The organism is Actinacidiphila epipremni (assembly GCF_012034175.1).
GTDB classification, from domain to species: domain Bacteria; phylum Actinomycetota; class Actinomycetes; order Streptomycetales; family Streptomycetaceae; genus Actinacidiphila; species Actinacidiphila epipremni.
In genome coordinates, this window is sequence record NZ_JAATEJ010000020.1 from 94,562 (window position 1) to 108,491 (window position 13,930).

General features: G+C 73.1%; 11 protein-coding genes and 1 tRNA gene. 11 read left to right on the forward strand and 1 reads right to left on the reverse strand.

Going from position 1 to position 13,930, the window contains the following annotated elements; genetic code table 11:
- Nucleotides 1–13 precede the first annotated feature (13 nt).
- The 11 genes from HCN08_RS23020 to HCN08_RS23070 all read left to right on the forward strand — a co-directional run bounded on the left by HCN08_RS23020 (nt 14) and on the right by HCN08_RS23070 (nt 12,878).
- Nucleotides 14–1,309, forward strand: a complete 1,296-nt coding sequence (locus HCN08_RS23020; protein WP_167985102.1) for a cytochrome P450 family protein — start codon at nt 14–16, stop codon at nt 1,307–1,309.
- 161 nt (nt 1,310–1,470) lie between these two features.
- Complete coding sequence (locus HCN08_RS36695; RefSeq protein WP_167985103.1) at nt 1,471–2,508, forward strand: transglycosylase family protein; 1,038 nt, start codon at nt 1,471–1,473, stop codon at nt 2,506–2,508.
- Nucleotides 2,509–3,033: 525 nt separating this feature from the next.
- Nucleotides 3,034–3,729, forward strand: coding sequence for a LysM peptidoglycan-binding domain-containing protein (locus HCN08_RS23030; RefSeq protein WP_167985104.1), 696 nt, complete (start codon nt 3,034–3,036; stop codon nt 3,727–3,729).
- Between the two features lie 165 nt (nt 3,730–3,894).
- The gene (gene eno / locus HCN08_RS23035) at nt 3,895–5,175 is read left to right on the forward strand and encodes a phosphopyruvate hydratase (RefSeq protein ID WP_167985105.1); all 1,281 of its coding nucleotides are present in this window, start codon (nt 3,895–3,897) and stop codon (nt 5,173–5,175) included.
- A 264-nt stretch (nt 5,176–5,439) separates the two neighbouring features.
- Nucleotides 5,440–5,973, forward strand: coding sequence for an FtsB family cell division protein (locus tag HCN08_RS23040; protein WP_167985178.1), 534 nt, complete (start codon nt 5,440–5,442; stop codon nt 5,971–5,973).
- A 105-nt stretch (nt 5,974–6,078) separates the two neighbouring features.
- On the forward strand, nt 6,079–6,642 hold the full coding sequence (locus HCN08_RS23045) for a DUF501 domain-containing protein (RefSeq protein WP_167985106.1): 564 nt from the start codon (nt 6,079–6,081) through the stop codon (nt 6,640–6,642).
- Entirely contained in the window at nt 6,639–7,616 is a 978-nt protein-coding gene (locus HCN08_RS23050) for a Ppx/GppA phosphatase family protein (RefSeq protein WP_167985107.1), read from the forward strand. The genes HCN08_RS23045 and HCN08_RS23050 overlap by 4 nt, the downstream gene beginning before the upstream one ends.
- 295 nt (nt 7,617–7,911) lie before the next feature.
- Entirely contained in the window at nt 7,912–9,309 is a 1,398-nt protein-coding gene (locus HCN08_RS23055) for an NAD(P)/FAD-dependent oxidoreductase (protein ID WP_167985108.1), read from the forward strand.
- Nucleotides 9,310–9,509: 200 nt separating this feature from the next.
- Nucleotides 9,510–10,838 (forward strand): SAM-dependent methyltransferase, encoded by a 1,329-nt coding sequence (locus tag HCN08_RS23060; RefSeq protein ID WP_167985109.1) that lies wholly within the window; start codon nt 9,510–9,512, stop codon nt 10,836–10,838.
- Between the two features lie 220 nt (nt 10,839–11,058).
- Nucleotides 11,059–11,141: transfer RNA gene (locus HCN08_RS23065), tRNA-Leu, on the forward strand.
- A gap of 210 nt (nt 11,142–11,351) precedes the next feature.
- Complete coding sequence (locus HCN08_RS23070) at nt 11,352–12,878, forward strand: flavin monoamine oxidase family protein (protein ID WP_167985179.1); 1,527 nt, start codon at nt 11,352–11,354, stop codon at nt 12,876–12,878.
- Between the two features lie 29 nt (nt 12,879–12,907).
- On the opposite strand, the gene HCN08_RS23075 is transcribed toward HCN08_RS23070, so the two are convergent.
- A complete protein-coding gene (locus tag HCN08_RS23075; protein WP_167985110.1) occupies nt 12,908–13,786 on the reverse strand; it encodes a bifunctional DNA primase/polymerase in 879 nt (292 codons plus the stop codon).
- Nucleotides 13,787–13,930: the final 144 nt, after the last annotated feature.

Genomic DNA, 13,930 nt, shown 5'->3' on the forward strand with positions numbered 1-13,930 from the left:
GTACGGTCGGGGGATGACCGACCGCGCCGCCATGCCCGAGCTGTTCACCTGGGAGTTCGCCACCGACCCCTACCCGGCCTACGCCTGGCTGCGCGAGCACTCCCCGGTCCACCGCACGACGCTGCCCAGCGGCGTCGAGGCATGGCTGGTCACCCGGTACGCCGACGCCCGGGAGGCGCTGGCGGACCCGCGGCTGAGCAAGAACCCGCTGCACCACGCCGAGCCGCCGGGCGCCCGCGGCAAGACCGGCATCCCCGGCGAGCGCAGCGCGGACCTGATGACGCATCTGCTCAACATCGACCCGCCCGACCACACCCGGCTGCGCCGCCTGGTCTCCACCGCCTTCACCCCGCGCCGGGTGGCCCGCTTCGGGCCGCGCGTGCAGCAGCTGACGGACCGTTTCGTCGACGGCTTCGCTGCCCGCGGCCAGGCGGACCTCATCCACGAGTTCGCCTTCCCGCTGCCCATCTACGCCATCTGCGACCTGCTGGGCGTACCGGCCGAGGACCAGGACGACTTCCGGGACTGGGCCGGGATGATGATCCGGCACGGCGGCGGCCCGCGCGGCGGCGTGGCGCGCTCGGTCAAGCGGATGCGGGCGTATCTGACGGAGCTGATCCACCGCAAGCGCGCCGAACTCGCCGCCGGCCCGGCCGGTTCGGCCGCCCCGGCCGGCGACGGGCCCGACGACCTGATCTCCGGTCTGATCAGGGCCAGCGACCACGGCGAGCACCTGACGGAGAACGAGGCCGCGGCAATGGCCTTCATCCTGCTGTTCGCCGGCTTCGAGACGACCGTCAACCTGATCGGGAACGGCATGCACACGCTGCTGACGCACCCCGGCCCGCGCGCCGACCTCCAGGACTCGCTCGCCCGCGGCGAGACCGGCCTGCTGGAGACCGCCGTCGAGGAACTGCTGCGGCACGACGGGCCGGTGGAGCTGGCGACCTGGCGCTACGCCACCACGCCGCTGACCATCGGCGGCCGGCCGATCGCCGCCGGCGACCCGGTCCTGGTGGTGCTCGCCGCCGCCGACCGCGACCCCGCGCGCTTCCGCGCGCCCGACACCGTGGACCTGACACGCAGTGACAACCCGCACCTCGGCTACGGCCACGGCATCCACTACTGCCTGGGCGCCCCGCTGGCCCGGCTGGAGGCCAGAACCGCCCTTGCGACGCTGCTCACCCGGCTGCCGGACCTGCGGCTCGCCGCCGACCCCGCGGACCTGCGGTGGCGCGGCGGGCTCATCATGCGGGGCCTGCGCACCCTCCCGGTCGCCTTCACCCCCGAGGTGCCGCAGGCGGGTTGACGCAGCGTCACGGCCGTGACCGCCACGTGACGAGCGCTACATCGACTTGTGATCCACTGGCCAACCCCGCTACGTTCTGCGGTCAACGAGGGGCGACCAACGCCCCGCGGGCCCTCGGCGGGCGCCGACCGGGCCCACGGCAGGCATGAAAGGCGACTCCCATGCTCTCGTCCGCGAACGGCAGGCACCGACGCCCCCGCCAGGCCCCCGCGGCCATGGTCACGGTCGCGGCGACCGGGGCGGGGCTCGCACTGCCCCTCCTCGGCGCCGGCGCCGCACACGCCGCCGACGGCAGCACCTGGGACAAGGTCGCCATCTGCGAGAGCGGCGGTCAGTGGGACGCCGCCTCGCACAACGGCGTCTACGGCGGCCTCGGGCTCACCGAGGACACCTGGAGCCGCTACGGCGGCCTGGTCTACGCCCCGCGGCCCGACCTGGCCTCCCGGTCCCAGCAGATAGCCGTGGCCGAGAAGATCCTGGCCGACCTCGGCCCCGACGCCTGGCCCGGCTGCGAACTGGGCACCGGCCTGCTCACGGACACCGGCGGCCAGGGCACCGGCGGCCAGGGCAGTGGCAACGGGAACGGGAGCGGCGGCGGGAACGCGGACGGCGGCTTCGGCGCCACCGCCACCCCCGCGCCCACCACCCCGAGCGACCCCGGCACCCCCACGACGGCCCCCGCCGACCCGGCCGCCCCCACCACCCCGGCCACGCCCGCGCCGCCTACCGCGCCCGCCGACCCGGGCACCCCCTCCGCCGGCACCCCCACCGTCCCCGTCACGCCCCCGGCGACCACCGCCCCCACCACGCCGGCCACGCCGCCCGTGACGACCCCGCCGACCGCCCCGGCCGACCCCGCGGCCCCCACCGCGCCCACGACCGGCGGTGGCCGCCACGCGCGCCCGTACAGCCCCACCGACGAGGCGCTGGCCGCGGCCGACCGCGCGACCCGTACCGAGACCAGCGCCGTCACGGAGAACACCCCGGACGGCAACACCACCGCCGGTGACGGCAATTCGGACACCGCGGCGGATAAGGCGGCGGACACCTACAAGGTCGGCGCGGGTGACAGCCTTTCCGGGATCGCCGCCTCGCAGGACGTGGCCGGCGGCTGGCAGCACCTCTACGACGCGAACCACCAGCTCATCGGCGACAATCCAAACCTCATCAAACCCGGACAGATTCTCGACCTCGGCTGAGCGCCGGTGTCCCGGAGGGCCGAACGGCCGTGCCGTAGGCGCCTGCTGGCAAATCGGACGTAAGGTATTTCCGCGGCGTACGGCAATGTGACAAGCCTCTCTCCGAACCTGTGAGCGCCTGTGCGCCCATGAGCGGAATCCGGGCTTCCGACCTGCGGATTCGTCCACTGTGTGCACCTCCGGCGGCAGTTGGCGCCCGAAACGCGAGTGTTTGTTCAACGGGGTCCGGTGTGCTTAACGTCTAAGCGCTCGCCACAGCGGGCCCCGCCGGAGCGGAACGCCGAGTCCTGCCGCCGCACCCACGGGAACAGTCGACGCGAGAGCGCCGCAGGCAGGAGCGGGGGACCCACGGTCTTTCCGCCGGATCCGGGAGGCCGGACGCCGCGCAGCCACTGCGCCGCCGTCCCGTCGCCACCCGGACCGGCTCGGGGTGAAGCAGGGTGCCGCCCACCGCGGCACCGGCCGGGCAACTCACGTCCGAACCCGACAGCTGACCTCGCAGGCGTCGGTGAGGGACACAGATACATGGGTAAGCACCGTCGTGCCTCGAAGATGGTCCGATTCGCCACGTTCGCCGGTGTCGCCGGCACCGCCATCGCCGCTCCGCTGATCGGCGCCACCTCCTCCTCCGCCGCGTCGGTGGCCACCTGGGACGCCGTCGCGCAGTGCGAGTCCGGCGGCAACTGGCACATCAACACCGGCAACGGCTACTACGGCGGCCTGCAGTTCTCGCAGTCCAGCTGGGAGGCCGCCGGCGGCCTGAAGTACGCCGCCCGCGCCGACCTCGCCACCAAGGACCAGCAGATAGCCGTCGCCGAGAAGCTGCTCGCGCTCCAGGGCCCCGGCGCCTGGTCCTGCGCCTCCGCGGGCGGCCTGACCGCCGGCGGCCCGGCCCCGGACATCAACCCCGGCGGCTCCGGCTCGTCCTCCTCCGGCTCCACCGCGGCCAAGAGCAGCACCCCGGCCAAGCCGGCCGCGAAGACCACGGCCAAGCCCGCCGCCAAGCCCGCCAAGAAGGCCAAGCCCGCCAAGCACTCGGCCACCGACTGGCAGCGCAAGGGCGCCAAGGGCTCCTACACCGTCGTCAGCGGCGACACCCTTTCCGGTATCGCCGCGAGCCACCACGTCGAGGGCGGCTGGCACAAGCTCTTCGCGCTCAACAAGGACGTCGTCAAGGACGCCGACCTGATCTACCCGGGCGAGCACCTGCGCCTGGGCTGATCCGTCGGCACCTCACCGGCCGGCCGGGTGCGCGGCACGCCTGCGGGCGGCGCCGCGCACCCGGCCGGTTTTCCGTCTCAGGGGCCGGGCCGACGACCGGCCGGGGCACCCGCGCCGGTTAGGCTCGTCCCGGAAAAACGAGAAGACATCTCAGAAGGAGACAACGTGCCGTCCATCGACGTCGTCGTAGCCCGGGAAATCCTCGACTCGCGAGGCAACCCCACCGTCGAGGTCGAGGTCGGCCTTGACGACGGCAGCACGGGCCGCGCCGCAGTGCCCTCCGGCGCTTCCACCGGTGCCTTCGAGGCCCTCGAACTGCGTGACGGCGACAAGAGCCGCTACCAGGGCAAGGGCGTCGAGAAGGCGGTCCTCGCCGTGATCGAGCAGATCGGCCCGGAGCTGGTCGGCTACGACGCCACCGAGCAGCGGCTGATCGACCAGGCGATGTTCGACCTGGACGCCACCCCCGACAAGTCCTCGCTCGGCGCCAACGCCATCCTCGGCGTCTCGCTGGCCGTCGCGCACGCCGCCTCCGAGGCGTCCGACCTGCCGCTCTTCCGCTACCTCGGCGGCCCGAACGCGCACGTCCTGCCGGTGCCGATGATGAACATCCTCAACGGCGGCTCGCACGCGGACTCCAACGTCGACATCCAGGAGTTCATGATCGCGCCGATCGGCGCCGAGTCCTTCTCCGAGGCGCTGCGCTGGGGCGCCGAGGTCTACCACACCCTCAAGGCCGTGCTGAAGTCCCGCGGCCTGTCCACGGGCCTGGGCGACGAAGGCGGTTTCGCGCCGAATCTCGGCTCCAACCGCGAGGCGCTCGACCTCATCATCGAGGCGATCAAGCAGGCCGGCTACACCCCCGGCCAGGACATCGCGCTCGCCCTGGACGTGGCCGCCTCCGAGTTCTACAAGGAGGGCGCCTACGACTTCGAGGGCAAGTCGCGCACCGCGGCCGAGATGACCGACTACTACGCCGAGCTCGTCGAGGCGTACCCGCTGGTCTCCATCGAGGACCCGCTGTTCGAGGACGACTGGGACGGCTGGAAGACCATCACCGACAAGCTCGGCGCCAAGGTGCAGCTGGTCGGCGACGACCTGTTCGTCACCAACCCCGAGCGGCTGCAGAAGGGCATCGACAACGCCACGGCGAACGCGCTGCTGGTGAAGGTCAACCAGATCGGCTCGCTCACCGAGACGCTGGACGCCGTCGAGCTCGCCCAGCGCAACGGCTACAAGTGCATGATGTCGCACCGCTCCGGCGAGACCGAGGACGTCACCATCGCCGACCTCGCCGTCGCCACCAACTGCGGCCAGATCAAGACCGGCGCCCCGGCCCGCTCCGAGCGCGTCGCCAAGTACAACCAGCTGCTGCGCATCGAGGAGATCCTGGACGACGCCGCGGTCTACGCCGGCCGCAGCGCCTTCCCGCGCTTCAAGGGCTGACCCGGCGGGCCACGGCCCCGCGTACGACCCGCCCTTGCGTACGGCGCCGCGCCGTACGGACGCCGCCGGCCGTCCGGCCCCCGCTCCCGTCCCCGCACCCGGTCCCGTACCGCGCGCGGGGACGTTCCGCCGTACGGACCCGGGCGCGCACCGGCCCGCGGGCCGGGGACGTACCCGCTTGACCGCTGGGCGGCACCCGGGGCAGGTATGTTCGTCCTGCGGGACGCACAGGTGTCCGGCAGGACGTACGAGGGGAGCGACGGCGTGGGCTCGGATCGGTTCAGCACCACGGCCCGGCTCAAGGCCATGGGGCAGGAGGCCGGGGCGCGCGTCTACCGCGCCGCCGCGGCCCGCAGACCCGGCCGGCGCAACCGGCTGACCGGCCGCGCGGCCCTGCTCGCGCTCGTGCTGTGCGCCCTGGTCATCGCCCTGGCCTACCCCACCCGGCAGTACATTGCGCAGCGGTCCGACATCGCCGACCAGCGCCGCGAGGCGCAGCAGGCGAAGCAGAAGGTCGAGCAGCTGCGCGAGCAGAAGGCGCGCTGGCAGGACCCGGAGTACGTCCGCACGCAGGCGCGCGAGCAACTGCACTATGTGATGCCGGGCGAGGACGGCTACTCCGTGGCCGGCCCCACGCCCACCGCGAGCGGCGGGCACGGACCGTCCGGCAGCCCCGGCGACGGAGGCAGCCAGGCCGCCGCCGCGGCGCACCGCCCGTGGTACGCGAACCTGTGGGACGGCGTGGACCACGCCGACGCCGCGGGACCCGCCCCCGCCCCGGCCGCCGCCGGACGCTGACGCCCCGCCGGCAGCCCCGCCCTCCCCGCCCCTCCCGGCTCCGGGCGCGGCCCGCGCACACGCCCGGCGCACCGCCCGCGAACGGCCCACGACACAGAACGGCACATGAACTCCTCCCAGTCCCCCCACACGCCCGCCACCGCCGCGGACGCCGCCGCCGTCGAGGCGCAGCTCGGCCGCCCGCCGCGCGGCCTGCGCGCGGTCGCCCACCGCTGCCCGTGCGGCAACCCCGACGTCGTCGAGACCCAGCCGAGGCTGGAGGACGGCACGCCCTTCCCAACGCTGTACTACCTGACGTGCCCGCGGGCGGCCTCCGCGATCGGCACGCTGGAGGCCGACGGCGTCATGAAGGACATGACCGCGCGGCTGGCCGCCGATCCGGAGCTCGCCGCGGCCTACCGCGCCGCCCACGAGGACTACCTCGCCCGCCGGGACGCCATCGAGGTGCTCCAGGGCTTCCCGAGCGCGGGCGGCATGCCGGACCGGGTCAAGTGCCTGCACGTCCTGGTCGGCCACTCCCTGGCCGCGGGGCCCGGCGTCAACCCGCTGGGCGACGAGGCGCTGGCGATGCTTCCCGAGTGGTGGGCGAAGGGCCCGTGTGTCCCGCTGCAGCAGGACGGCGCGGCAGGACAGCAGGACGGCGCGGCAGGACAGGAGGAGACCCCGTGACGACGACCCGGGTCGCCGCGATCGACTGCGGCACCAACTCGATCAGGCTGCTGGTCGCCGACGTGGACCCGGAGACGGGCGCGCTGGCGGACCTGGACCGGCGGATGCGGATCGTCCGGCTCGGCCAGGGCGTGGACCGCACCGGACGCCTCGCGCCCGAGGCGCTGGAGCGCACCTTCGCCGCCTGCCGGGAGTACGCCGGCGTGATCGGCGAACTCGGCGTGCCGGCCGGCCGCGTCCGCTTCGTCGCCACCTCCGCCTCCCGTGACGCGGAGAACCGCGCGGACTTCGTACGCGGTGTGCGCGACCTGCTGGGCGTGGAACCGGTGGTGATCACCGGCGACCAGGAGGCGGCGCTGTCCTTCACCGGCGCCACCCGCGAACTGACCGGCGACGACGGCCTGCTGACGCCGTATCTGGTGGTCGACATCGGCGGCGGCTCCACCGAGTTCGTCCTCGGCGCCGACCGGGTCGAGGCCGCCCGTTCGGTCGACATCGGCTGCGTACGGTTGACGGAGCGTCACGTCGTGCGCGACGGGCGCCCGGTGGACCCGCCGACGCCGGAGATCGTCGCCGCGCTGACCGCCGACATCGACGCGGCACTCGACGAGGCGTCACGGACCGTCCCGCTGGAGCGCGCCGGCACCCTGGTGGGGCTGGCCGGCTCGGTGACCACGGTCGCCGGGATGGCGCTGGGCCTGGCCGCCTACGACCCTGCCGCGATCCACCACTCCAGGATCGGCGTGGACCAGGTCAGGGCGGTCACCCGGCGGCTGCTGGAGGCCACGCACGCCGAGCGCGCGGCCGTCCCGGTGATGCACGAGGGCCGGGTCGACGTGATCGGCGCGGGCGCCCTGGTGCTGCTGCGGATCATGGAGCGGGTGGGCGCCGCGGAGGTCGTGGTGAGCGAGCACGACATCCTCGACGGCATCGCTTTCGCCGCCGCCGAGGCGGCCGGGGAAAATCCTTTGTGAAACTCTTCACATGAAGTTCCCGCCCGGTGGCCCGATTTTCCAAGGCGTGGGCGCCCCGGACCCCGGGAATCGTTGGCGGCGGCGTGTTTCAGCGGTGTGACAGCGGCCGGGCGGGCGGTTGAACGCCGCGCGATCCGTGCTGATCAGCGCCCGGGGCAAGGATGCCGGGTGCCGTGCGGGGGTCGCGGGGTGCGTCGCCCCTGGTCGCGAAACCGCGCAGGGTAGCACAGGGTGTCCAGACCCTTGTGAAGGGGCGCACGAAGTACCCCCCCGACAGTGCTGGATACTCGATGCCATGAGCACCACGGAGCGTCCACGGATCCTCGTAGTAGGCGGCGGTTACGTCGGCCTGTACGCGGCGCGCCGCATCCTGAAGAAGATGCGGTACGGCGAGGCGACCGTCACGGTCGTCGACCCGCGCTCGTACATGACGTACCAGCCCTTCCTTCCCGAGACGGCAGCAGGCAGCATCTCCCCGCGTCACGTCGTCGTCCCGCTGCGGCGCGTGCTGCCCGGGGCCGAGGTGCTGACCGGGCGGGTCGTCGACATCGACCAGGACCGCAAGGTCGCCTCGGTCGAGCCGCTCGTGGGCGAGTCCTACGAGCTGCCCTTCGACTACCTGGTGATGGCGCTCGGCGCGGTCTCCCGGACCTTCCCGATCCCGGGCCTGGCCGAGAACGGCATCGGCATGAAGGGTGTCGAGGAGGCGATCGGGCTGCGCAACCACGTGCTGGAGCAGCTGGACAAGGCCGACTCCACCACCGACGAGGAGATCCGCCGCAAGGCGCTCACCTTCGTCTTCGTCGGCGGCGGCTTCGCCGGCGCGGAGACCATCGGCGAGGTCGAGGACATGGCCCGCGACGCGGCCAAGTACTACCCCAACGTCAAGCGCGAGGACATGCGCTTCATCCTGGTCGACGCCGCCGACAAGATCCTCCCCGAGGTCGGCCCGCAGCTCGGCAAATGGGGCCTGGAGCACCTCCAGGAGCGCGGTATCGAGGTCTACCTCAAGACGTCGATGTCCTCCTGCGTCGACAAGCACGTGGTGCTCGCCAACGGCCTGGAGGTCGACGCCTCCACCATCGTGTGGACCGCCGGCGTCAAGCCCAACCCGGCGCTGGCGAAGTTCGGCCTGCCGCTCGGCCCGCGCGGCCACGTGGACACCGCCCCGACGCTCCAGGTGCGCGGCACCGACTACATCTGGGCCGCGGGCGACAACGCCCAGATCCCGGACCTCGCCGCGGGCGAGGGCGCCTGGTGCCCGCCGAACGCGCAGCACGCCCTGCGCCAGGCCAAGGTACTCGGCGACAACGTGGTGTCGGGCATGCGCGGCTTCCCGCAGCAGGAGTACAAGCACGCCAACAAGGGCGCGGTCGCCGGTCTGGGGCTGCACAAGGGCGTCGCGATGATCGTCTTCGGCAAGGCCAGGATCAAGGTCAAGGGCCGGCTGGCCTGGTACATGCACCGCGGCTACCACGGCATGGCGGTGCCGACCTGGAACCGCAAGATCCGGGTCTTCGCCGACTGGACCCTCGGGATGTTCCTCAAGCGCGAGGTCGTCTCGCTCGGCGCCATCGAGAACCCCCGCGAGGAGTTCTACGAGGCCGCGCGCCCGGCCGCGGTGCCCGCCGCCAGGGCCGAGCAGCCGAAGGCCGCCGCGGGCGCGACCGCCGAGAAGGCCGGCGCGGCCTGACCGGCTCGGCATATTGCCGAGCCTGCGCACATTGCAACGCCGAAGGGCGCCCGCCATCCGTGGTGCGGGCGCCCTTCGGCGTTGTGCGGCGCCCCTTTGCGTCGTCTTTGTCCGTCCGCAACCGCCGTCCGGGCGAAGTGCGTGTATGCGCAAGGTAAATCTACGGGCCAAGGGCGATTTTCAGTCGTACGCTCAGATGCATGGCTGACGCGGCTCCTCGCATCCTCGCACTCGCCGAACACGCCCTCTCCCGCCCGTTCCCGCTGCGCGTGCGTGCCTGGGACGGCAGCGAGGCCGGGCCCGCCGGAGCGCCCACGCTGGTCCTGCGCCATCGGCGCGCCCTGCGCCGGCTGCTGTGGCGGCCGGGCGAACTGGGCCTGACCCGCGCCTGGGTGGCCGGCGACCTCGCGGTCGACGGCGACCTCTACGACGCCCTGGACCGGCTCTCCGGCGTGGTCTGGGAGCGCGGCGAGCCGGACGTCCCGGCCGCCCGCAGCGGCGTGGCCGCCGCCCGCCGCGCGCTGGACCTGCTGCGCGACCGCGCCAATTACCGGCTCGCGGGGGAGATCCTGTCCCTGGCCGGGCCCGGCCTGCCGCCCGCACCGCCGCCCGAGGAGGTGCGCCGCCGCACCGGCATCGCGCACACCAGGCGCCGCGACCAGGCCGCGATCGCCCACCACTACGACGTGGGCAACGACTTCTACGCGCTGGTGCTCGGCCCGAGCATGGTCTACTCGTGCGCGGTGTGGCCGGACGAGGGCACCACCCTGGAGCAGGCGCAGGCCGCCAAGCTCGACCTGGTGTGCCGCAAGCTGGGCCTGCGCGAGGGGCAGCGGCTGCTGGACGTCGGCTGCGGGTGGGGCTCGATGGTGCTGCACGCCGTCGAGCACTACGGGGTGCGCGCAACCGGCATCACGCTGTCGGTGGAGCAGGCCGCATTTGCCCGTGAACGGGTCGCGGAGGCCGGTCTGGCGGACAGGATCGACATCCGGGTCCAGGACTACCGGGACGTCGCCGACGGCCCGTACGACGCCGTCTCGTCGATCGGCATGGCCGAGCACGTCGGCAGCGAGAAGTACCTGGAGTACGCGCGCACCCTGTACGCGCTGCTGCGGCCCGGCGGCCGGCTGCTCAACCACCAGATCGCCCGCCGCCCGCTGCGCGACGAGGAGGCGTACCGCATCGACGAGTTCATCGACCGCTACGTCTTCCCCGACGGCGAGCTCGCCCCGGTCGGCGCGACCGTCTCCCGGCTGGAGGAGGCCGGCTTCGAGGTGCGGGACGTGGAGGCGCTGCGGGAGCACTACGCGCGCACGCTGCGCGCCTGGGTGGCCAATCTGGAGGCCCACTGGCAGGAGGCGGCCCGCGCCACCTCACCGGGCCGGGCCAGGGTCTGGCGGCTGTACATGGCGGCCTCCGCGCTGTCCTTCGAGCGCAACCGGATCGGCGTCAACCAGGTGCTCGCGGTGCGTACGGACCCTGACGGGGCCTCGGGCATGCCGCGCACCCGCACCGCCTGGCTGTCGTAGCGCGTTCACCGCCGGGACGCCTCCGCCCGCGCGGCGGACGGCGATTTCGCGTCACTTGTGCGGGGCAACCGTGACCGGGCCGGGAGTCGCCTGTCCTGCCGATGTGTCCCTCGGGAGCCGGTGATGCACCGTCAGTAACGCCTAAAATAAGACAACATGACGACTTAGGCGCCCTGTTCGGATCCGGCGTCCCCGATACCCTTTTCACTGCGCCCCGCCCGCCCGGATGGTGGAACGCAGACACGGCGAGCTTAAACCTCGCTGCCCCTGGTGGGCGTGCCGGTTCAAGTCCGGCTCCGGGCACTCCGCGCACCAACTCGCGTGTCACTGAACAACTTTCGCGCCGGTGAAGCGGAGGTTCCCCTTACTGCCGCGACACGCGCGGAACGATCACGCGTAACGCCGCACTGTCAAAGTCCCCTGCGCCAGCAGCGAAAGGGGACTTTGCAGATGACCCAGCTCGATCGACGTGCGTTTCTGCGGGCCGTGGGCGCCACGGGCGGAGCCGGCGCCATGCTCGCCACCATGGGCGCGCTCGGCCTGACACCCACCGCGCAGGCCGCCGCGGCGCACGAGGCGTCCTTCCGGTCACCCCGCCCCGGCGATTTCAGCCTCACCGGAAGAGCCGCGGCCTCGGTGGTCGTGCTCGGCGGCGGCATAGCCGGCCTCACCACCGCCTACGAACTCGGCAAGGCGGGCTACCGCTGTACGGTCCTGGAGGCCCGCGACCGGCCCGGCGGGCGCAACTTCACCGTCCGGGGCGGCGACAGCACCGTCGACCTCTACGGGCACCGGCAGACCGCCCGCTTCTCCGACGGCCAGTACATGAACGCCGGGCCGGCGCGTATTGCCCAGTGGATGATCACCCTGGACTACTGCCGCGAGCTCGGCGTGCCCATCGAGGTCTTCACCAACGTCAACGCCGACACCTACCTCTACAACGAGTCGGCCGGCATGACCGCGCCGATGCGCTACCGCGCCGCCAAGGCCGACGTCTTCGGCTACGTCACCGAACTGCTCGCCAAGGCCTCCGACCAGGGCGCACTCGACCAGGCCCTCACCGCCGAGGACCGCGAACGGCTGACGGAATTCCTCAAGGACTACGGGGACCTCGGAAAGACCCTGGAATACACCGGCAGTTCGCGCCGGGGCTACTCGGTGTGGCCGGGCGCGGCCGGCACACCCGGAGTGATCGAGTCCGACGTGCCCACCGCTTCGGAGATCTTCGCCAGCGGAGTGGGCCGGTACTTTTCCTTCGAATTCGAATTCGACCAGGCCATGCTCATGTTCCAGCCGGTCGGCGGTATGGACCGGATTCCGCACGCACTGGCCCAGGCGATCGGCACCCGCAAGATCCGCACCGGCTGCGCCGTCACCCAGGTCACCGACAAGGCCGACGGCGTCCGCGTCACCTACACCCAGGGCGGGCGCACCAAGGTCCTCGACGCCGACTACTGCGTCGCCGCGATGCCGCCGAACATCCTCGCCAAGGTCCCGCACAACCTCGGCACCGGCGTCCAGGCGGCGCTGGAGGCCATCACGCCCTCCTCCGCGGGCAAGATCGGCCTGGAGTACCGCTCGCGCTGGTGGGAGACCGACCACCGCATCTACGGCGGCATCACCGAGACCGACCTCGACGTCACGCACATATGGCACCCCTCCTACGGCTTCCACGGCAAGCGCGGGCTGATCATCGGCTACTACAACACCGGCTCCAGGGCCGACTCCTACGCCCCGCTCACCCCCAAGGAGCGCGAGGTGCGAGCGGTGGCCGCGGGCGTGAAGATCTACGGCGACAAATACCGCAGCGAACTGGCCACGTCCTTCTCCCACCACTGGCGCCAGTTCCCCTACCAGGAGGCCGCCTGGCACAGCACCCCCGGCGGCCCCGACCACGTCCGCTACCAGCCGCTCAACGAGCCCACCGGCCACGTCTACTTCGCCGGCGACTGGCTGAGCTACATGGACGCCTGGCAGCACGGGGCGTTCAGCTCGGCCCGCAAGGCGGTCACGGCGCTCCACCGGCGCGTGCTGGCCTGACGCGCCGGCCGTGCGCCGCCCCGGGCCCGTCATGGGTGCGGGGCGGCGCGCAGCCGGCCGGCCGAGGCGACCGTGGCGGCGGCCTCGCGCTCGCCGAGGCCGGTGTGCACCGCCGCCGTCACCAGCGCCGGCGCGAGCGCGTCGCCGATACCGGCGTCGTAGGCGCGGCAGGCGGCCCAGAAGAGCCGTCCGTTGCGCTCTCCTTCGTGTGAATCCAGCACGAAGCGCACCAGGGCCGCGGCCCGCTTCTCGGCGGGGTGCCGCGGCCCCGCCGCGTGCCGGGGCTGCCGCTCCCCGGGCGGTACGGGTGGCGCGGCCAGCCGCAGCAGGGCGGCGGGCGCGGCGGCCAGCGGGGCGTCGGCGGAGCCGGGCGCGAGCAGGTAGCGGCCGGCCAGGGTGCGCGAGCCGGGGCCGACGACGTAGCCGCCCTCGCCGCGTATGTCGATGCCGGGTGCGAGCCGGCCCACCGAGTTGGGCACCGGCCCCGGCGCCGTCATCCACAGGTGCCGCCCGCCGCTGGGGGTCAGCACGGTGACGGTCTCCGGCAGCGTGAAGCCGTGCTCGGCGGCCAGGGAGCGCAGCGCGCCGACGCCGTCCCGCCCGTGCTTGACGTCGAGGTCCACCCCGATCAGGTGGTGCGGCCCCCGGCCGCAGGCCACCCCGTAGCCGGTGGCCCAGGGCGCGACGGCGAACAGCGCCCGTATCCGGGCGGGATCGGTCGTCGCGTCGTGGACGCCGTGGCCGGGGCCGCCGCACTCGCCGCGGCACACTCCCGCCGAGCGGGGCTCGTCGCGGTGCGGGGAGCGCACCGCGGGCAGCTTGGTGCGCGAGAGCGGGATGACGGGCAGGCCGCGGGCGGCGGTGAGCAGGGCCGCGTGCAGTGCCCGGGTGTGGTCGGGGCGTGGCATGGCCTGCTCCCTGGGGTTCGAACGCGTGTTCGTCTGCACTCCTCAGTGATACCGCGCCCAGGCCCGGCCGTCCACCACGTATCGCCGCCGCGTTCGAACGGGCCGTGCGCGGGAAGGCTGGTTTTTTGCCAAGCCATTACTCTT